The sequence below is a fragment of the Marivirga sp. genome, from assembly GCF_035704835.1.
GTDB lineage: Bacteria > Bacteroidota > Bacteroidia > Cytophagales > Cyclobacteriaceae > Marivirga.
Genome location: NZ_DASSWQ010000050.1, coordinates 38,865 through 60,751 on the forward strand (window position 1 = coordinate 38,865; position 21,887 = coordinate 60,751).

18 protein-coding genes are annotated in these 21,887 nt (G+C 34.9%); 3 read left to right on the forward strand and 15 right to left on the reverse strand.

What is annotated here, in order from left to right; genetic code table 11:
- The first annotated feature begins 121 nt into the window (after positions 1-121).
- Positions 122-1,261: a hypothetical protein gene (locus tag VFM92_RS08220; protein WP_325121726.1), complete on the forward strand. Its 1,140-nt coding sequence runs from the start codon at positions 122-124 to the stop codon at positions 1,259-1,261.
- Between the two features lie 84 nt (positions 1,262-1,345).
- Here VFM92_RS08220 and VFM92_RS08225 read toward each other — a convergent pair whose 3' ends face one another.
- The 10 genes from VFM92_RS08225 to VFM92_RS08270 all read right to left on the reverse strand — a co-directional run bounded on the left by VFM92_RS08225 (position 1,346) and on the right by VFM92_RS08270 (position 14,074).
- Complete coding sequence (locus VFM92_RS08225) at positions 1,346-2,536, reverse strand: M20 family metallopeptidase (RefSeq protein ID WP_325121727.1); 1,191 nt, start codon at positions 2,534-2,536, stop codon at positions 1,346-1,348.
- Positions 2,537-2,698: 162 nt separating this feature from the next.
- Entirely contained in the window at positions 2,699-3,208 is a 510-nt protein-coding gene (locus VFM92_RS08230) for an SPOR domain-containing protein (protein WP_325121728.1), read from the reverse strand.
- Positions 3,201-6,554 carry a preprotein translocase subunit SecA gene (secA, locus tag VFM92_RS08235; RefSeq protein ID WP_325121729.1) on the reverse strand — a complete coding sequence of 1,118 codons (3,354 nt, stop codon included), beginning with the start codon at positions 6,552-6,554 and terminating at the stop codon, positions 3,201-3,203. The genes VFM92_RS08230 and secA overlap by 8 nt, the downstream gene beginning before the upstream one ends.
- A gap of 66 nt (positions 6,555-6,620) precedes the next feature.
- A complete protein-coding gene (dapF, locus tag VFM92_RS08240; RefSeq protein ID WP_325121730.1) occupies positions 6,621-7,400 on the reverse strand; it encodes a diaminopimelate epimerase in 780 nt (259 codons plus the stop codon).
- A 60-nt stretch (positions 7,401-7,460) separates the two neighbouring features.
- Positions 7,461-8,117 (reverse strand): hypothetical protein, encoded by a 657-nt coding sequence (locus tag VFM92_RS08245; RefSeq protein ID WP_325121731.1) that lies wholly within the window; start codon positions 8,115-8,117, stop codon positions 7,461-7,463.
- Positions 8,104-8,655, reverse strand: coding sequence for a hypothetical protein (locus VFM92_RS08250; protein ID WP_325121732.1), 552 nt, complete (start codon positions 8,653-8,655; stop codon positions 8,104-8,106). The genes VFM92_RS08245 and VFM92_RS08250 overlap by 14 nt, the downstream gene beginning before the upstream one ends.
- Positions 8,656-8,736: 81 nt before the next feature.
- Positions 8,737-10,560, reverse strand: coding sequence for a TrkH family potassium uptake protein (locus tag VFM92_RS08255; RefSeq protein ID WP_325121733.1), 1,824 nt, complete (start codon positions 10,558-10,560; stop codon positions 8,737-8,739).
- A gap of 38 nt (positions 10,561-10,598) precedes the next feature.
- Positions 10,599-11,594, reverse strand: a complete 996-nt coding sequence (locus VFM92_RS08260; RefSeq protein ID WP_325121734.1) for a bifunctional ADP-heptose synthase — start codon at positions 11,592-11,594, stop codon at positions 10,599-10,601.
- A 175-nt stretch (positions 11,595-11,769) separates the two neighbouring features.
- Positions 11,770-12,972: a pyridoxal phosphate-dependent aminotransferase gene (locus VFM92_RS08265; RefSeq protein ID WP_325121735.1), complete on the reverse strand. Its 1,203-nt coding sequence runs from the start codon at positions 12,970-12,972 to the stop codon at positions 11,770-11,772.
- A gap of 271 nt (positions 12,973-13,243) precedes the next feature.
- The gene (locus VFM92_RS08270) at positions 13,244-14,074 is read right to left on the reverse strand and encodes a phosphopeptide-binding protein (protein WP_325121736.1); all 831 of its coding nucleotides are present in this window, start codon (positions 14,072-14,074) and stop codon (positions 13,244-13,246) included.
- Positions 14,075-14,168: 94 nt separating this feature from the next.
- Between VFM92_RS08270 and VFM92_RS08275 the strand changes: the two genes are divergently transcribed.
- Entirely contained in the window at positions 14,169-15,143 is a 975-nt protein-coding gene (locus tag VFM92_RS08275) for an isopenicillin N synthase family dioxygenase (protein ID WP_325121737.1), read from the forward strand.
- Positions 15,144-15,146: 3 nt separating this feature from the next.
- Entirely contained in the window at positions 15,147-16,325 is a 1,179-nt protein-coding gene (chrA, locus tag VFM92_RS08280) for a chromate efflux transporter (protein WP_325121738.1), read from the forward strand.
- On the opposite strand, the gene VFM92_RS08285 is transcribed toward chrA, so the two are convergent.
- The 5 genes from VFM92_RS08285 to VFM92_RS08305 form a co-directional block, all read right to left on the reverse strand.
- Entirely contained in the window at positions 16,302-17,222 is a 921-nt protein-coding gene (locus tag VFM92_RS08285) for an LD-carboxypeptidase (protein WP_325121739.1), read from the reverse strand. The two genes, chrA and VFM92_RS08285, sit on opposite strands and share 24 nt — an antisense overlap.
- Positions 17,223-17,357: 135 nt before the next feature.
- The gene (locus VFM92_RS08290; RefSeq protein WP_325121740.1) at positions 17,358-17,888 is read right to left on the reverse strand and encodes an OmpH family outer membrane protein; all 531 of its coding nucleotides are present in this window, start codon (positions 17,886-17,888) and stop codon (positions 17,358-17,360) included.
- Positions 17,889-17,904: 16 nt separating this feature from the next.
- Entirely contained in the window at positions 17,905-18,447 is a 543-nt protein-coding gene (locus tag VFM92_RS08295; RefSeq protein WP_325121741.1) for an OmpH family outer membrane protein, read from the reverse strand.
- Between the two features lie 6 nt (positions 18,448-18,453).
- The gene (locus tag VFM92_RS08300) at positions 18,454-21,120 is read right to left on the reverse strand and encodes a BamA/OMP85 family outer membrane protein (RefSeq protein WP_325121742.1); all 2,667 of its coding nucleotides are present in this window, start codon (positions 21,118-21,120) and stop codon (positions 18,454-18,456) included.
- Positions 21,117-21,845, reverse strand: a complete 729-nt coding sequence (locus VFM92_RS08305) for an isoprenyl transferase (RefSeq protein WP_325121743.1) — start codon at positions 21,843-21,845, stop codon at positions 21,117-21,119. The genes VFM92_RS08300 and VFM92_RS08305 overlap by 4 nt, the downstream gene beginning before the upstream one ends.
- Positions 21,846-21,887: the final 42 nt, after the last annotated feature.

Below are 21,887 nucleotides of genomic sequence, written 5' to 3' on the forward strand. Positions count from 1 at the left end.
AAATACGATTAACATTCAGGTAACATTGTTAACAATTTTTTAACGCATTGTTTCACTAAGATTAATTAGCTTTGTGGCTGAAACATAATTTTGCTTAAAGCAGTCTTGAATCAAATTTTTTATGGCTAAAAAACCATTTCTTAATTACAATCGAAGCACAGTTTCTGAAGTTACTTACAAAACTTTTGAGATAGCAAAAAAAGAAAAGGCTTTTATAACTCTAATAGCTATTTTCACTTTCATCTGCGGTATCATTAGTCCATATCCACAAATTGCCATGTGGGTAGGTTTTGGATTAGCCGCCTACTCTGCCATTGCCAATGATAGTATTCAAACTATAGGAACATTTATAGCTTCCAACAGCAAAAAACCATGGTGGATATTATGGTTATTTATGGGGTTAATTTTTCTGGCAACCGTACTTTATAGTTGGATAGTTTTTGACGGAGATGTGAGTAGCCAGCGTTTAATGACAAAAGGATTTGATAAAGCCCCGACTTCTTTTAGTTTTCTACAATTAGCAGCTCCTATATTACTTTTAGTATTAACGCGCTTTAGAATGCCTGTTTCTACTACCTTTTTATTATTAAGTGCTTTTTCAACTCAAGCATCTTCCATTGGAGCAATGGTTGGTAAAAGTTTATCAGGTTATTTATTAGCTTTTGTGACTGCCATTTTTATTTGGTTTATTGTCTCTAGATTTGTTTCTAAGTACTTCACAAGTAAGAAACCAGCTAAGTTTTGGACTCCACTACAATGGATTATAAGTGGAGCTCTATGGTCAGTTTGGGTATCTCAAGATGCAGCTAATATTGCCGTTTTTCTTCCAAGAAGCTTAGATATTTATCAATTCATAGCATTTGCTGGGTTTATATTCATTGGAATGGGCTTGTTATTTTATTTAAAAGGAGATAAAATTCAAAGCATAGTAAATGAAAAAGCCGGTGTAACAGATGTCCGGGCGGCCACAATAGTAGATTTCGTATATGCCATTCTACTATACTATTTCAAGGTAATCAGCACCGTTCCAATTAGTACAACTTGGGTATTTATAGGATTGTTGGGCGGCAGAGAAGTGGCAATTGCAATTAGCAAAAAACGACATAAGAAAAGAATTAAAAACATTAGAAGAGCTAGTAAAATTGTAGGGAGAGATTTCCTTTACGCTACAATAGGACTGATACTTTCTGTACTATTAGCAATTGGTGTTAATAAAAAATTCCAAGACCAGATTGTGAGTGAATTCATGAATTTGTTTTAAGAAATCTTCTCACTGATTAAAAATAATAAAGCCAATATTCAAGTTTTAAATATTGGCTTTATTATTCTAGGATTTATCTAACTTTTAACTTTCCAATTCCTTAATCGCTAACCAGGCCATTAGGCCCATGCCAGTTTCTAAAGCAACAGGGTCTATATCAAAAGTAGGTGTATGTACGGAAGAATTTATTCCTTTTGCTTCATTTCTGACTCCTAATCTGTAAAAACAAGCATCAGAAGCTTGAGAGAAATAAGCGAAATCTTCAGCTGCCATCCATAAATCCAAGTCCTCCACATTATCTTCTCCTAAATATTCAATTGCATTAGTCTTTGCCCGTTCCGTCAATTCGGGTTCGTTAATCAAAAATGGATATCCATTTCTAATTTCAAATTCACACTTGGCCCCCATGCTTTCTGCCATTCCCTCTGCCATTTTTCTCATTTTCTTATGGGCAGAAGCTCTCCATTCTTCATCCATCGTACGGAAAGTACCTTCTAAATAAACCTCATTAGGTATTACATTAGTGGCTCCATTGGCAATCACTTTCCCAAAAGATAAAACAGAAGGGACTTTTGGGCTGGCATGGCGACTTACAATCTGTTGAAGTGCAACCAAAATATGGGCTGTTATAATAACAGGGTCAACATTCAATTCAGGCATAGCTCCATGACCACCTTTGCCGATAACTTTCATATACAATTCATCCGTACTGGCCATATACATTCCACTTCGGAATCCTACTTTACCGGCATCAATTAAAGGCATCACATGTTGACCAATAATATTATTTACATCGGGGTTTTTCAATACCCCTTCCTTAATCATTTTAGAAGCTCCACCAGGCACTTTCTCTTCTCCTGGCTGAAAAATTACTTTAACTGTCCCTTCGAAATTTTCCTTTAATTGATGTAGGATTTTTACAGCCCCTAACATGGAAGAAGTGTGAACATCATGACCGCAAGCATGCATCACCCCAACATTTTGGCTTTTATACGGAACATCATTTTGCTCTGTTATAGGAAGGGCATCAATATCTGCCCTAAGAGCTGTCACTTTCTTATCTGGATTTTTACCCTTGATTAAAACCACAGTACCTGTTTCAGCCACTCCTGTTTGATGCTTAATTCCCCAGTCAGTTAATGTTTTACTGATAAATTTAGCCGTTTCAAACTCCTCAAAAGATAATTCAGGATTCCGGTGCAAATGCTCACGAATACCCTTAACTTCTTCAAATTGTGACTTTGCGAGTGATTGAATCTCTGATTTTAAATCCATAATATATGTTGATTATTAAGTCTTTATCACCTAAAATTTTGCTGGGTTTCTTGCTTCCATAATTCAAGTTGCTGAGCTACCGACTGGGGCAAGCTGTTTGACAATTGTTGGTAATGCTTCAAGCATCTCTATTCACTAAACCTGACAGTTTCCTTGTAATGCCTAATTAATATAAATTCTCTGCGGAACAGAAATAGCATCAGGAAACTTAGGCTTTAATTGTAGCAACGTCCTTTGAACTTCCAGCCTTTCCGTAAACCTGCCTACTCTTACTTTATAAATAGGCTGTTTGTATTCCACATCAGTTCTAATTTCAGGCAAAACCACTCTGGCTGTATCTCTCGCTTCATAAGCTTCTGAACTGCTACTCCCGCTATAAATTTGAATAGAATAACCATTTACATAACGTATTTCCTTATTATTTTCTGCCAGTGTATCCAGTTTCTTATTTATAAGTTCTGTTACATCACTTTCGGCTTCAAAATACTCACTCGTTTTTCGGAAACTGCTCTTTTCTTCCTCCATCTCGAAAGCTGTGTCAACTTCTGGTCGATACTCACTCAAGTCCTCGCTAAAAGATTTGCTAGCAGTAGAAGTAGGTTGCGTAGTAGCACAACCTACTATAAAAAAACCAAATAATAAAAACGCTATAAGGGTTCCAAATTTATTCATCTAATAAAACACATTTATTATTTTTAACATCTTCTTCCACCGTCTTAAACTTCACATCTTTTTTCACACTTCCATCCTGATACTGAACGGAAACTCTATCATTTCTACCCACAATCTTTTCAGATTTTACAGGCATCTGCTTTTCAACTGGCGGTCTGTTTTTATTTTGACCTCCACTTAATACGGAGCTTGATTCCTCTTTACTTTCCTTATAATTCTGCTGTTGCTTTCTTTGAGCTGCTGCTTGCACCTGAGAACTATCCTGAACAGGTAAATCAAGCTTCATCATAAATGAGCTGGTGTCTTCATTCAATTTACCTATAAATCTTTTGAAGAGTTCAAAGCCTTCAAATTTATATATCAATAATGGATCTTTTTGCTCATAAACCGCATTTTGTACCGATTGCTTCAAATCATCCATTTCTCTTAAATGCTCTTTCCAATTTTCATCAATGATAGCAAGTGTAGAGATTTTCTCCATGGATAATACCAATTCCTGACCTTCAGAATCTAAATTTTTCTGCAAGTCGGTTACTACGCCAATTTGCTTTTTCCCATCTGTGAAAGGAACCATCACTTCTCTAACAGTGGCACCTTTATTTTTAGAAATTTCCTTTAAAATTGGGAATGCTTTTTCCTTTATTCTCTCATTTTTAGCTTTATAAGACGTATAAACATGATTATACAATTTCTCAGTTAGCTCATTTGGCTTTAAGGATTCATAATCTTCCTTACTAATTTCAAAATCAATTCCGAAAGTGCCTAAAATGCTTAATCTGAAATCATCAAATGCATCCATTGCCTTGGAGTTGTTGACGATATCTTCACAAGTATCAAAAAGCATGTTCATGATATCCAACTGTAATCGCTCTCCATAAAGGGCATTCTTTCTTCTCTTGTAAATTACTTCACGTTGAGAGTTCATCACATCATCATACTCCAACAATCGCTTACGAGTACCAAAGTTATTTTCCTCTACTTTCTTCTGCGCTCTTTCAATGGATTTCGAAATCATGGAATGCTGAATTACTTCTCCTTCTTCCAATCCCATTCTATCCATCAGTTTGGCAATCCTGTCGGAACCAAACATACGCATCAAGTTATCTTCTAGGGATACAAAGAACTGAGAAGAACCAGTATCTCCCTGACGTCCAGCACGACCTCTCAACTGTCTATCGACTCTTCGTGACTCATGCCTTTCTGTACCTATAATTGCTAAACCACCCGCTTGCTTAGATTCCTTAGCTAATTTAATATCTGTACCACGACCTGCCATGTTAGTCGCAATGGTTACGGTTCCAGGCTTACCTGCTTCTGCAACTACATCAGCTTCTTTCGCATGTTGCTTTGCATTCAATACTTGATGCTTGATTTTACGCATATTCAACATACGGCTCAAGATTTCAGAAATCTCTACAGAGGTTGTACCCACCAAAACAGGTCTTCCTTCTTTACTCATTTCTTCAATTTCAGCAGCAACAGCATTAAATTTTTCTCTTACCGTTTTGTAAACCTTATCTTGACGATCATCTCTTATAATTGGTTTGTTAGTAGGAATTACCACTACATCCAATTTATAAATATCCCAAAACTCACCAGCTTCTGTCTCTGCAGTACCTGTCATACCAGCTAATTTGTGGTACATTCTGAAATAGTTCTGCAATGTGATAGTAGCATAAGTCTGCGTAGCATCTTCTACCTTCACATTTTCTTTTGCTTCAATCGCTTGGTGGAGTCCATCAGAATATCTTCTTCCTTCCATCACACGACCTGTCTGCTCATCTACAATTTTCACTTTTCCATCGACTAGAATATATTCTGTATCTTTTTCGAAAAGTGTATAAGCTTTTAATAGCTGATTTACAGAGTGAATTCGCTCTGCTTTTTCAGCATAATCTTTAATGAGTTTATCTTTCTTCTCCAACATTTCCTCATCGGAATAAGAATCATCTTTTTCCAAATTGGCGATTTCTATACCTATATCAGGAAGGATAAAGAAATTAGGGTCTTCACCATCTTTTGTAATTAAATCTATCCCTTTTTCCGTAAGGTCAATATTATTATTTTTCTCCTCTATGGTGAAAAGCAATGGCTCATCAGCTTCTGGCATCAATTTGGAGTTATCAGCCAGATAAATATTTTCAGTCTTTTGTAAAATCTGACGCATGCCCTGCTCACTCAAGAATTTAATTAAAGGCTTATGTTTTGGCAAACCTCTGAAAGCTCTAAACAGTGCCAATCCACCTTCATCTTCTTTTCCTTCTTTTATAAGTTTCTTTGCTTCTAAAAGGAAGTCCGAAGTTAATTTTCTTTGCTCTTGAACTAGTTTCTCAATTCTGGGCTTAAGTGAATCAAATTCATGAACATCTCCTTTAGGAACTGGTCCGGAAATAATTAGTGGAGTTCTAGCTTCATCAATTAAAACGGAATCCACCTCATCAATCATGGCGAAGTGGTGTTTTCCCTGAACCAATTCTTTGGTTTCACGCGTCATGTTGTCACGCAAATAATCAAAACCAAATTCATTATTGGTCCCATAAACGATATCAGATTGGTAAGCTCTTCTTCTCTCTTCCGAGTTAGGTCTATATTTATCAATACAATCACATGAAATTCCATGGAATTGGAAGATAGGTGCCATCCATTCGGCATCACGTTTAGCTAGGTAATCATTTACGGTCACAATATGAACGCCTCTTTTAGCTAAGGCATTTAAGAAAGCAGGTAAGGTAGCCACCAAAGTTTTACCTTCACCCGTTGCCATCTCAGCAATTTTCCCTTTATGGAGCACAATACCACCAATCAACTGCACATCATAGTGCATCATGTCCCAGGTCGTATCATTTCCAGCAGCTTTCCAAGTATTATTCCAAATGGCTTTATCGCCCTTTAAATTTACGTGTTCAGCCTTGCCAGACATTTCCTTATCGAACATGGAAGCAGTCACTTCCAATTGCTCGTTTTCCATAAACCTGCGAGCAGTATCTTTTACTATAGCGAAAGTTTCAGGCAGCACTTCCAAAAGTACTTCCTCCAACTTTTCATTTCTTTTCTCCTCTAATGCATCAATCTCATTGAAAAGGTCCTCTTTAGTATGTAAATCCATATCAGGATTATCATCCACTTTGGTATGAAGAGCTTCTATTTCATCATCAATATCTTTCAAATATTGATTGATTCTTTCTAAAACCTCATTGGTTTTAGCCCTCAACTCATCGTTGGATATATCCTTTAACTTGGCAAATTCTTTATTAATTTGCTCAACTATTGGAAGAACTTCCTTTATATCTCTATCAGACTTCGTTCCGAAAACTTTCGTTAGTCCTTTTGCTAAAAAATCAAACATGCTTTTTTGCTATAATAATTTTAAATATGCGCTAATTTACACGCTTTTTTATGATTTATTTAAATTTTAAAGTGTGATTTCACCTTTAAAAACATTCTTTGCCGGTCCAATTAACCACACATTTTTTGCAGCATCTTTTTCCAACTCAAACTCAACACTTAATTGCCCCCCCAAGGTTTCAATTTCAACAGGAGAAATACCTCCATGCAACACATGAGCTATGGCACAAGCCGTAACCCCAGTCCCGCATGACAAGGTTTCATTTTCAACACCACGTTCGTAGGTTCTAACTGAAATTTTATTATTAGATTGCTTTTCAACGAAATTAACATTGATGCCTTCGGCTGCAAATTCATCACTATAACGAATATTAGCCCCTTCTTCTTTTACATCTTTGTCTTTTAAATTACTGGCAAAAATAACATAATGAGGAGAACCTGTATTAATGGTAAAATGCTCAGGAAAAGTATTGATTTTGGATTGGGCTACATCCTGCATACTTAAGCGAATAATATCACCTTCAATAGTGGCTTTATGAACTCCATCCGTAGAAAGAAAAGTAGTTTTATTCTCAATTATACCTAAAAATTGAGCGAATTTAACAGCACATCGGCTTCCATTCCCACACATGCTTTGAGATCCATCCGGATTAAAAAATATCATTTCAAAATCATATTCCTTGTGATTTTCAATTAATATCAATCCATCGGAACCCACTCCAAACTTACGGTCGCAAAGTTTTTGGGCTATGGTTTTATCTGTTCTATCCAACTTTTGGGAACGATTATCTACCACCACAAAATCATTGCCTGTTCCTTGATATTTATAAAATTCCATACTTGCCATGTGCTCCATTAAGCGAAAATAGCACCAAAGAATTTCTTATGCCAGATTGGCACTTTGAATTTAAATCCTAAAATATTTCAACCCGCTTTTAAGCTCTATAAAAATAAGTCCTACATCTTTTGAAAAGGCAAATTTTACTACACTTTTTGGTTCTAAAATCCCTATCTGATCCGTTAATTCAAAAATTGCAACCTCCTCTTGATAAGTTTTACCATTAACTTCAAAATTGGTCACGACTTGAAATTCCAAAGGCAGTTCCACATCCTCATATTCTGACCATGAAAAAGATTTACCATTATTTGGGGACAAGTATAAACGATTTGGTTTATGAGTTACTGCATCAAATTCAAAAGATAAATCAGGCATATTAAAAGATACCCAAGGATTAACATCAGAGAATCCAGCATCAGCGTTTATACTAAAATCACCTAAAATGGTATTCCTGAATTTTTGATAATACATTTCACGCATTGTCTTGCGTGTAGGAATTAATAAAAATGCACTCCCTGACTCACTATAATAATTATCTTCCTCTGTAAGATTCCAGCTATTTTTAATCCCATTTTCATCTGTCATTTGAAAACTACGGTAACTTTCTTCCTGCACAATCCAGGCTTCTGTCTCAGCTTGGAGGTCAATTTCTTCGTAAACTATAGCTCCATTACATGAAATTAATAGTAAAAAAGATGCAAAGAGGAATAATTTAATGAATTTCATAAGTATCTCCGTTTTGCTGAATTATTTTCAGAATTCCAGTAGAATAATTGAAATACAAACTATCAACCTCTCTTTCATATTCCTCACTGTAGCTATTGCTTTTTAATTTAAACACTTCATGAAAGTACTGATCATTAATTTTTACAGAATCTGACATTTGCATATTTTCTTCCAATGAAAAATATTCTCTTCCTATAGAAATTCCGTAATTAAATATCCCTTCCTCTCCAGCATTAATATTAAATTGGATATCATAGAAAGGATAATCAGAAATAACGAATAATTCTTCGTTTTCATAGGTATAATAATCACAACAATGGTCGCAGCCTCCAGTTTCAATTGTGGAATTTCTAAATACCTCAAAAGGAATTTCAGTTCCTGAATTATGGATGAGCGTAAATTTATCTTGATTTTCGTAAGGAATTAATTCCTCCATATTTTCCGGAAAGGCGTAAGCATCGATAAGATTACTCTCATCACATTTAGGAGTACAGAATCCAACGGACGCTATTAGGAAACTAATAATTAAGATCTTCATTGATTAAAAAAATTAAGGTTGATAGTATCAGTTTTAAAGACAACTTATTTATGAAATTAGTTGGAAATAAAGAAGGCAAATTTACCCCACCATCAAATGCGCCTTAGGATATTTATAGCTTTGAGTAGATTTTCTGCTGCTTAAGGCAAGGGCGAATGTTAATGTCCCTACCCTACCAATGAACATGGAAAGGATAATAACAACCCGACCGGCAAATGAAAGATCAGCAGTAATACCAGTACTTAACCCTACAGTTCCGAAAGCTGAAACTTGCTCAAAAATTAATTGCCTTAAGGTGAAATTACTATCGGTAATCGTAAGGATAAAAATCCCAATTAAATTTAATGAAGCAGCAAAGAAGAAAATGGATAAAGCTTTAAACAGTAATTCTTTAGGAATGAATTTTCTGTCAATCTCAATTTTTAATCTTCCTCTTAAAGTAGCGAAAACTGAAACTATCAATAAATAGAAAGTTGACGTTTTAATTCCTCCACCTACAGAACCAGAAGAAGCCCCCACAAACATTAAAAAGGTAATTACAATTAAAGTTGGCGTTCTTAGTGCAGCAAAGTCGACTGTGTTGAAACCTGCTGAACGAGCTGATGCTGATTGAAAGAAACTTGCTATTAATGATTCAATGAAGTTTTTATCTGATAGTGTATTGTTATATTCTAATAGATAAAATATCAGTGTACCTGATGCAAGTAAAACTAATGAAGTATAAACCGCTATTTTAGTGCTTAGCGCCCAGTCCTTCCAAGGATTCTGAAACCTATCTCTTAGGTTTTTCCTGGAAAATAAATCTTGAATAGTAGAAAATCCTAATCCACCTAAGATAAGGGTCAAGGCAATAATAATATGTAACACATATCCATTTGCAACTTCTTCTTCAAACAGCCCATTTGTAAATAAACTGAACCCTGCATTGCAAAATGCACTTACTGCATGAAAAGCCGAAAAGAATATCTTTTGTCCCATGGAATCAAATACAACATCCTCTCCCCAGCTAAAAAATATCATAATGAAGGATATAACCTCAATTATGATAGTAATACCAATGATTTTTCTTAATAAGCCCTTTGCGGAAAACAAAGAATCACTCACTAAAAAATCCTGAAGCATTAATTGTTGTTTAATACCTACCCCACTTTTGAGGAAAGTGGCAAAAAAGGAGGTAAAAGAAATAATTCCCAATCCCCCTAGTTGAAATAAAATCATGATGACAAATTGCCCTTTCATCGTGAAATATGTGGCAGTATCCACTACTATCAATCCAGTAACACAACTTGCGCTAACTGAGGTAAATAAAGCGTCCATAAAAGACATGGAGCCTTCCTCAACACTCATAGCTGGCAACATCAATACTCCTGTTCCAAAGGCAATCAATAGCAAAAAGCTATAGATAAAAGTTCTAGCAGGCTTCGTCTTTAATTTGGAAAGAACGGTACTTGCCCTGATAAATTCATATATAATTAATACTAAGAAGTAGAAGGTAATAAAAGTGAGATATGCGTCTTCATAATTTTTAAAACCAAGTGTATCCGCTAAGTATTTTATTAGTTGATTATCAAAATAATAATTACTTATTGTATTGATAATGATAATAAATACCAATACGGCCTCCAGTTTATTAGATTTCAGAAATTCAGTCCTTCGGAATTCATAAAGTAGGCGAATTAAGAATGAGAAGAAATAAATTATCAGAACAATATCGAGCCCTAAAAAGACTTGATCTAACTCATTAGACTCCGTTTCAAATCCAAAAACGAAAAACAATAAAATAGCGGCAGTAAGCCAAATAAATGCCTTTAATGATACTAAAGTATTTAATACTGCGTTTCTACTGTTGTAGATTGCATTATTTAACCACTCTATTACGTCATTTTTAAGCTTTGAAAAATTCATTCTATTAGAAATGCTTGGCTTTTAAATTTATGCCCTATTTAGAACTGTAAATTATGCTTTATTGCTTCTACTTCCAACTTTTTAGCATCAATTGGTACAACCCCTAATTCCTCGCAAACGATTCCACCACCTAAATTTGATAGTGAAGCAACAAAATCAGACCTTAGTTTTAATGCTATGCAGAGGGCTGCAATACTAATTACCGTGTCTCCAGCACCTGAAACATCAGATATACTTCTTTTATAAGCAGGAATTAAAAAATCTTCTTTCTCTGATTGAATGTAAACTCCTTTTTCAGATAAAGTAGTCATCACAAACTTGGCAGAAAGCATTTCACGCAATAATCGTGTTTGCTCTTTTAGCATATCCTGATCAGAATTGGAGAAATCCACGTGCATACCTTCTTTCAACTCTTTCAAATTAGGTTTGAATAAATCAACTCCCTTATAATCGAAGAAATTATTTTTCTTAGGATCTACAACAACTGGCTTTCCTAATTCTTTGGCTTTCTCTACAGTTTGCTGAATGATTTGAGGAGTAATCGTACCTTTATCGTAATCCTCAAAAACAATAACATCTACCTCATTAATCAATTCAAGAATTTTTGCCAGTAATAAATTTTCTTCTGCTTGAATTAACGGCTCTAGACTTTCGGAATCTACTCTTAATAAATGCTGTGAACCTGATAAAACTCGTTCTTTAAGAGTGGTAATTCTGTCCTTGCTACGAATGATGCCTTTTCCTGTGATATTTCTTTTTTCCAATAAGCCTTCAAAAATATCTGCCCCCTCATCATCTCCTAAAACAGCACATAAAATCGGCTCTGCTCCCAATGATTGTAAGTTTAAAGCAACATTAGCCGCCCCACCCATTCTCTTTTCACGATTTTTAACATTTACAACAGGCACAGGCGCTTCAGGAGAAATTCTTGAAACAGTGCCCCAGATATAAGCATCAATCATCACATCACCAATGACCAATACTTTCAGTTGTTGAAATGCTTTAAATATATCAGGAATACTTTTGATCGACATCTATTAAATTCTAAAATAAAATTACTCAACAATAAAATTTGGTACTTTATATTATTCAAATAAATGGCAATACGTCATCTCGGAAATTTGACAAGAAATACCGCATAAATGAAGTCTTTTGAAAAATTAAGACTTAATTTTCCGGCATGACGCTATCTATTTAAATAGGCTCTATTTAGTTCAATTCTGCTAATGCTTTCTTCAAGCGCTTCATTGCTTCTTTCAGTTCAATATCAGAAGCAGCATAAGAAATTCTAATACAATTTGGTGCTCCAAATGCACCTCCAGTTACTACTGAAACATTCGCTTTCTTCAAAATATAGACCGCTAATTCATCTGCATCTTTTATTTTTGTTTCTCCATCAGACTTCCCAAAGAAACTACTGATATCTGGAAAAATATAAAACGCCCCTGTCGGTACATTAGTCACAACACCAGGCATTTCTTTCAATAAATCCAACACCATATCCCTGCGTTTGTGATAGGTTTTGGTCATATCACGGGTTGGTTGTAGGTCTCCTGTGATTGCTGCTAAAGCTGCTCTTTGCGAGATAGAAGCATTACCAGAAGTAATTTGACCCTGTATTTTCGCAGCTGCTTTAGCAATCGGTAATGGAGCAGAAATATAACCCACTCTCCAGCCTGTCATGGCAAATCCTTTTGAAAAACCGTTAATCGTGATGGTTCTTTCGGCCATTCCAGGTAAAGAAGCCATGCTTACATGTCCTTCTTTTCCGAAATTGATGTGCTCGTAAATCTCATCAGACATCACCACAATATTATCATATTGCCTGAGTACCATCGCCAGTTTCTCTAACTCTGCTTTTGAAAAAACACTTCCTGTAGGATTACATGGAGATGAATATAAAACGGCTTTTGTATTATCTGTAATAGCATCTTTCAATTGCTCTGCAGTAGGCTTGAAATCATTTTCAAGCGTCCCAGTTACATAAACAGGAGTTGCTCCTGCCAATTTCACCAATTCCGTATAACTTACCCAAAATGGAGCGAAGACAATCACTTCATCTCCTGGGTTTAATAAGGACAACATCAAATTCGCTATCGATTGTTTAGCTCCATTGGAAACTACGATTTGGTCAGCAGAACTGGGAATACCATTTTCCTTTTCCAGTTTGCGGGCAATCGCTTCACGCAAATCCTGATAACCTGATACTGGTGGATAAGTAAAATATTTTTCGCTATCAATCGCTTTTTTAGCTGCTTCCTGAATATGCTTAGGAGTTTTAAAGTCAGGTTCTCCCAAACTCAAACTGATAATGTCAATTCCTTGAGATTTCAATTCTCTAGCTTTAGCTGCCATAGCTAAAGTTGCAGATTCTGACATATTATTGATGCGTTCGCTTATCGGATAATTCATAATATTGAGTTATTACTTTATGGTATGAAAATTAGTTAAGTATCAGATAATTCTCCTTCTGTTTATTTCATACATCTTTTATTACAGTGCTAAAATTAAGTAATTAGCGAATGATGTGCTAATTTTTCAATTGACAAAATGTTTTTCAACTGAGAATTGACCAAAGAAGCCTGATTACCTTTTCCAAAGTTAAGAACTTTGGAAAAGTTGATATAAAAAAACCCGCAAGATTTTTGAAGCCTAGCGGGTCTAAATTTTAATTTATAAATAATCAAGAAGCATCACCTTCTTCTAAAGTAACAGTTCTTTCAACTGGATTGAAAGGGCTAGGAATTAACTCTCCTCTTGCATCCAATAATTCAAGCTTAATAGTCATTTCGCCCATCTCAGCACCTTCAATAAAAAATGGTTGCCATTTATCTATCATAAACTCCTGACCATTAATAGTAGCCCTTACTTTATTCCCTTCTTCAGAAAGTTCAGTATTCAATAAATAGAAATCTAATAATACTTTTTTGGCATCATCACCAGTGTAAGTTCCTTTCGGACGGCTATAAAACATATGTGGGTCAGATAAATCAGCTATTTCTTCATCAGCTGGTTTCTTACCTACTGTAAACTGACGAATATTAGCTGCACCATAGCTCTTCACACTTTCGTGATAAGAACGAGACAGGAAAGATAAGGCTACATAATGACCTTCTTCTAAATCTTTGGTGAATTCAGACTCATAATGCGCAGAATACGGCTGATTATTTAAAATCAAATGAATATGTTGACCTTTAGGCGAATTTGCACAGTTTTTAATATCCGCATCTATAGTTTGTGTTGCTAATTCATAATTTTTCACATTGTAAGAAAACTTAACTGCGCCAGCTTCCAAGTTGGTTTCATTTTCCATTGGGCTTAACATTTCTAACATTGAATCCTCAAATTCAGGGGATTCTACTGGTGTTAAACTAATAGACGATGATTTTTCAGAATTCTCTTCTGTTGAATTTTCATCCTCAGACGTGGCTTTTTCTTCATTATTTCCGGTGCTACAAGCAAATATTGCTGCCATCGCAAATAAAAAACTAAATCTTATTGTGGCTTTTTTCATGGTTTTGTGTTTTTTGTTTTATTTTACTCTAGTAATGTGTACTAAGGTAGTGCGAATATGTTACACTATCAACTTAATAAACTTCGATACTGTTATGAGCAAAAGATTATATAATGAAATTCCATCCTTAAATCTGGAGGATTTCACCAAGGGAACAAAAGAAACAAAAGCAAAATTTGTCAAAGAATTAGGTGAAGCCTACAATAATATAGGATTTGTCGCCATAAAGGGACATTACTTAAGCGATGATTTAAGCCAAAAGCTTTATGCAGCAGTTGAGAAATTCTTTAACCTGAGTCCTGAGCAGAAAAAAGCCTATGAAAAAGAAGAGCTAGCAGGACAAAGAGGCTATACAAGCAAAGGTAAAGAGCAAGCAAAAGGGCACAAAGTACCTGATTTAAAAGAATTTTATCAAGTTGGACAATTCGTGCCTGATGGTCATGAAATGAAAAAAGAATATCCTAATAATTTATGGCCATCTGAAGTTCCGGAATTAGCTGAATTAGCCAAAGAAGCGTATCAAAAATTAGAGAAAACTGGCTTTGAGATGTTGAGAGCCATTGCGCTTTATTTAGGTTTGGATGAAAATTATTTCGATTCAGAAGTAACCTACGGAAATAGTATTTTGCGTGCAATTCACTATCCACCGATTGAAAATCCTGAAGATTTGCCAGAAGATGCCGTTCGAGCAGCTCAACATGGTGATATTAATTTAATTACTTTGTTGATGGGCGCTAGTGCAGATGGATTACAAGTTTTAAGAAGAGATGGCGAATGGATTCCGATTACAGCTTTACCTAATCAATTGGTGGTGAATGTAGGAGATATGTTGGCAAGATTGACTAATGATAAATTAAAATCTACTATTCATAGGGTAGTAAATCCGCCAAGAGAACAAATGAAATCTTCCCGCTATAGCATTCCGTTTTTTATGCATCCGAAATCAAGCATGGATTTAACCTGTTTAGATAGTTGCGTGGATAAGGAAAACCCTAAAAATTATACTGATATGAAAGCTGGAGAATTTCTGGCTGAAAGATTAGCCGAAATTGGATTGCTGAAGAAGTAATTAGTGGTTAGAAATATCCGATATCTAATATATTTAAAGGATATATTTATCCTATCTATCACCACTTTTGGAGGTGCTACTGCCCATTTTGCCTATTTTTTGGATCATTTAGTTTACAAAAGAGGATATTTAACTGAAAAAGAATTGATAGAAATGAACGCCCTGTGCCAAATGTTGCCAGGGCCTTCTTCTACTCAAATCTTAACGGGTCTGGCTACAAAAATAGGAGGAGCACCTTTTGCTTTTTTGACTTTATTTGTCTGGGTTATTCCAGGAGTTGCTTTAATGACTGGCTTTGGAATTTTAATGTCAAATCTAGATGAAAGAGAGGTTTCTACTCATTTTTTAACTTTTGTGCAGCCGATTGCAGTCGGCTTTGTGGCAGCTGCAGCTTACAGGATTGTTAAAAAAGTAATTCATACTAAAACAAGTGTGGTATTATTAATTATATCAGCGGCCATTTCAGTTTGGATTAATTCACCTTACTTATTTCCAGCATTGATTTTGGCTGGTGGATTTATAACCGCATTCAAATACAAGTCTCAACCGATAGAGGAAAAGGAAAAGATTAAAATCAGGTGGACGGCTTTAATCATCTGGATCAGTGTTTTGATTTTAATTGCTATAATTGGATTATATACTCAATCATTACCCATCCGACTTTTAGAGAATTTCTACAGAAACGGAAGCTTGATATTTGGTGGTGGACAGGTATTGATTCCCTTTCTTTATACGGAATTTGTTGATTTCAAACATTATTTGTCTTCCTCAGAATTTCTTAGTGGATTTGCAATTGCTCAAGCCATTCCTGGCCCTACTTTTTCGTTTGCCAGTTATATAGGCGCGCTTTCCATGCGAGAATATGGCATTTGGGGTGAAATTTTAGGTGGCTTCTTAGCCGCAGTCGGAATATTTGTTCCGGGCACCTTGATGATGATTTTCTTGATTAGATTCTGGGATCAACTGAAAAAATTCAGGATCATAAAAGCCTCGCTTGAAGGTATCACCGCAGTCAGCTCTGGAATGGTGATAGCGGCAATTTTCTTGCTTTTCGAACCGGTTCAGACTAACCTGCTCAATTTTAGTTTGATAATTGGTACTGTGGGAATTTTACTATTCACAAAAATTCCAGCTCCTTATGTGGTATTGATTGGGTTGCTAGCTGGGTTTTTGTTGGGGTAAATTTTTGTATTCTAAAGTCGAAAATCCCTTTTCAACTTTAAGACTAGTTTCTGCCCCATGAATAATAGGAACATTATCTACACCATGCCCAAATAGAAAATTAAAACCTATAGGAAAATCATAATCTTGGCAGTGACCCAAAATGATTTCTTCCACTGATTGCCCATAAATGGATTTATCCTCCGATAGATTTGTAAACTGACCCACTACCAATCCAGCCAACTCTCTTAATTTCCCAGCTCTTTTTAATTGCAGCATCATTCGGTCAATATGATAAAGAGGTTCTGCCACCTCTTCAATGAAAAGAATTTTACCAGTATAATCTAATTCAGTTTTTGTTCCAATTTGATGAACCAAAAGAGATAGATTACCTCCGATTAATTGTCCATAAGCACTCCCATCTTTATTAAAGGAACTTTTAGATTTCAAATTTTCAAACTTACCAGACAATGCATGTATAACTTGTGATTGGTAATTAATGGATAGCTTAGGTAATCCTTGCAGAACGCTGGTGTGTAATGCACAATATCCATTTTGAAAAGTAGCATGTAAGAGAGCTGTAATATCACTAAAGCCAATTATCCACTTTGGATATTTCTTAAACTGAGTCCAATCCAAAGAATCGATAATATGCGTAATTCCGAAACCTCCTCTGGCACAATAAATGGCTTTTGCTTCTTTGTGGTCTAAGGCATACTGTAAATCAGAAAGTCTTTCTTGATGTTTGGCACCAAACTTAAAATGAGCATTAAAAACGTTAGGGGCAAAATCAACTTTATACCCTGCTTCTTCTAGAATGAAAGCTCCTTTTCGAACTAAACCTTCATTTACCACTCCAGAAGGGCTAATGACCAGAATTAAATCTTTTCCAGAAAGGAATGGTGGATTTTGTATCATAAATATATTCTTTTCAAGAAAACATTTTCCAAAGTTCAGAACTTTGGAAAAATTAAAAAAAAAGCCTCGAATAAATTCGAGGCTAAGTTCAATAAATAGCTGCTAAATAGAAATTCGGTATATTTTCAATATTGATTATTCGTCAGTTGCTGAAGCTTTTGGTGGTTCAACTCCTAATTTTCTTAAAACCATATCAGAAATATCACCAGTTTCTTCATCACCTATATACAATAAAGACTCAGCTCTTAAAACATGAGTATATCCGTTTTCTTCTGCAACTTTATCAATTGCATTTTGAATTTTCTCATACAATGGCTGATACAACTCCTGTTGCTTACGAAGAATAGATTGCTCAGCATCTTGCTGAAATTTTTGTAAAGATTGCTGTAAATCTTGCAATTCCTGTTCTTTTTCAGCTCGGACTTGTTCAGTCATAGTAGGTGCATTTTGTTGATATTCAGCTACTTCTGTTTGAAAATCCTGATATTTTTGCTGAATTGAATTTGAAAATTGCTTTTCATACGCTTCAATTTGAGATTGTACTACTTTAGACTCTGGCATTAAACTTAATACGTAATCCGCATTAGTAAAACCTATTTTTGTTTGTTGGGCATTTGCTGTAAAAAATACGCCCAATGCTAAAATCAAAACTAAACCCTTTTTCATCTTTTTTCTGTCTTTATTAATTTTTATTTAAATCGTTTTCATCAATCAACCCTAATTCTTCCAAAACTAAATCTGTATAGTCGTGAATAGGATCAGTGTAAATCATTATTAATTCGCCCGCTTTATCAAATACTATTTGTAAACGTTCCCTTTTTGCAACAACTTCAACTGCCTCAAAGACTTTATCTTGAACAGGCTTCACTAATTCTTTCTTTTTTAGAAAAAGCAACCCATTTACGCCAAATACTTTATTCTGATACTCCTCAACTTCCTTTTCTTTCTTTTCAATATCAGCCAAGCGCTCGTTTTTTAAATCATTGGTTAAAAGTACCTCTTCTGCTTTCAGTTCAGCATACTTTGATTCAATTTCCTTACGCATCTCTTTAATCTCATTTTGCCAAGCAGAAGTTAAAGCATTTATTTCATCTTTTGCCTCTTGATATTCTGGCATTTTACTAAGGATGAATTTTGAATCCACATAACCAAACTTTTGAGCACACGCCATTTGCGTGTTAATACTCAAAATTACAATTGTTATAAGGACATTAACAAATCTCATACCAATTTATCTTATTTGATTTCCAATCGTAAAATGAATTTGTCCACCACTCGGTTGATTTCTACCAGGCGCATTATCAAATCCATAGCCCCAATCAATACCAATTGTACCAAAAGCTGGCATAAAGATTCTCGCACCTACACCTGCTGAACGTTTTAAGTCATATGGATTGTAGTCGTCAAAACTAGTCCAAGTATTTCCCGCCTCACCAAAACCGAGTACATATATTGTTGCAGAAGGGTTCAAAGATATAGGATACCTTAGTTCCATCACAAATTTATTATATATCGTACCGCCACTAATCTGACGAGTAGTTACGTCACCTTTTTCAACACTTCTTACCGACTCAATTGGTCTGAGTGAATTATCCTCATAACCTCTTAGTGCAATAATATCGCTTCCAAGAATAAATCCTTGCCCTCCTGCTAAACCAGAACCACCCAGAATGAATCTTTCGAAAGGGCCAACTCCTACTTCATCTCCATAACTCGTAATGATTCCAAAGTTTGCTCTTGTATTAATAACAAGGTCACCCACGACTTTATTGAAAAATGATGCATCAAACATCCATTTATTATACTCTAAAAAGTTAATGCTCTGCTCGAATGTCAAATTATCATAATCTCTATTAGTAAGTAAACTATAGGGAGGTGTTAAAGAAATTGATAAGCTTATATTTGAACCACTTCTTGGATAAATAGGATTATCCACGCTATTTCGAGCAATCGTAGTTTTAAAATTAAAGTTGTTTGACTCACAATCCGTACATCCTAATTGCCCTCCAAATCTTCTAGAATTATTCAATGTATATCTGGAATATTCCAATGAATTAGCTAATGTGAAATAATTATCAGGCCATTTCAACCTTCTAGCCAAACTTACAAACCCTCTAAAGATTTTGAAAGACCCTGCTATTCCTAAACGTGGGTTTCTCCAATCTTCAAAATCACCTTGATATGAATAGCTACCACCAATTGTTAACGCATTTGGCTTTTTACCTCCTAACCATGGTTCTGTGAATGAAAAGTTATAGCTCTGGAATTGTCTTCCGTTTGCTTGAAATTGCAATGAAAGAATTTGGCCATCTCCAACCGGAAGTGGATCCCAATTTTTAAAGTCAAAGAAATTATTTATAGAGAAATTATTAAAGGTTACTCCTAAACTTCCAACAAACCCGATATATCCACCCCATCCACCAGAAAGCTGGATTTGATCGTTGGAAATTTCCTCCAAATCCCAGTTAATATCTACAGTCCCATCACTCGGATTAGGTACTGGGCTTGGGCTTACTGTTTCAGGATTAAAGTATCCTAATTGGGAGAGCTCACGCTGTGTTCTTATTAATTTTTCTCGACTAAATTTCTCTCCTGGTATAGTTCTCAGTTCTCTTAAAACTACATGATCGTTCGTTCTCGTATTACCCGAAATGGTGACTTTATTAATAGTGGCTTGTGCACCTTCATAAATTCTTAATTCTAAATCGATGGAATCTTGCTCTACATTTACTTCAACTGGGGTAACATTAAAAAACAGATAGCCATTATCCATATAAATGGAACTGATATCATTTCCAGTAGGATCGTAATTTAGTTTTCTATTTATTTTTTCTAAATTATAAACATCCCCTTTATCAATATTTAATACTGTTTTTAATACTTCATCATTATAAGTGAAATTTCCAGTAAAATTTATATCTCTAAAGTAGTATTTTTGACCTTCATACACTCCAATTTCAACTGCTATATTCTTGCCAACTTTAAAGATGCTATCGTAGGTGATTTCAGCATCTCTGTAGCCTTTGCTATTATAGAATTGAATAAGTGACACTTTATCTTCTTCAAAATCTTCTTTAACTAGTTTAGAAGACTTAAAGAAGTTAACGTTTACATGTTCTCCTAGGTAATCTAATGCTCTATTTAAGCTAACTGAATCTTGTTGAGTGAAAAACTGAAACCAATGCTTAGGTTTTGAATTGATAGCTCTACTAATTACATCTTCAAAAATGGTAAATCTTAACTTTTCATTTGTATTCTTAAGTTTTGATTTTAGTCTCCTATCTCCGAATGCTTCATTCCCAACAAAATAAAGATCTTGAATTTTTATTTTATTATTTTTTTCGATTTTAAATATTAATTCAACTCCATTGCTTACCACGTCATCAGGCTTTTGTCTGGAAGTTACTTCCACATTCAAAAAACCTTTCCCTTTGAAATATTTAATTATATTTAATTCTGCATTTTTGACCGATGCATCAGTCAAAATCCTACCTTTAACTAGGCTTAATTCATCGGAAAGCTCAGTTTGTTTTGATTTTTTGATTCCCTCGAAGCTATATTGTGTTAGTCTTGGTAATTCTACCAATTCAAGAATCAACTTAATTTTTCCTTCCTCAACTATTTCATATTTTATGGTTATATCAGCAAATAATCCTTGGCGCCACATTTTCTTTATTGCAAAAGAAATATCATCTCCGGGAATATCAATTCTGTCTCCTTTTCTTATTCCTGTAATAGAAACTACCGCTCCTTCATCCAAATATTCCAATCCTTCCGCCACTACTTCCGTAACTTCATATTTCCTTGGTTTGCTGAAATCCAGTGAAGGATTTATCTGTGCAATCAAAGCGTTCCCACAAAATAGAATACTGATAATAATTAATATCTGTTTTTTCATTCACTTAATACTTTTCCAAATCTTCTCTCTCGAGTTTGGTAGTTTAATAATGCTTTATGCAAATGTTCCTTTCTGAAATCTGGCCATAAAATTTCTGAAATATAAATTTCAGTATACGCCAATTGCCATAACATAAAATTACTTATCCTAAATTCTCCACTTGTTCTAATCAATAGCTCAGGGTCAGGAATAGTAGCTGTAGATAAATACTCCTCAAATTTAATATCTGTTAACTCTTCTGCCTTAGAATTGCCATCCAAATTATCAGACATCGCTTTTTTACATGCTTGAATAATATCCCACTTACCACTATAATTTAAGGCTAATATCAAATTTAATCCTTTATTATTGGTCGTTTGCTCTTTTGCAGACTGTAACTCTTGATAGCATTTCTTTGGTAATTTCTCAATAGCTCCTATGGAAGAGAGTCTCACATCATTTTCCATTAATGTTTTCATCTCAGATTTAATGGTCGAAACCAGCAATTGCATGAGTGCATCTACTTCCATCTTAGGTCTAGCCCAATTTTCTGTTGAAAAAGCATACAAACTGAGATGAGAAATTCCCAGTTCTGCACAACCTTCAACTGTATCACGAACAGACTTGATGGCATTTTTATGACCGAAAACTCTGGCTGCACCCTGCTTTTTAGCCCATCTTCCATTTCCGTCCATAATAACGGCTACATGTTTTGGTAAATTGTTTTTATCCAAATTATTTTCCATGTTCAATCAACTGCTCCAAATAAAGGCGCAAGGTACGAAAAT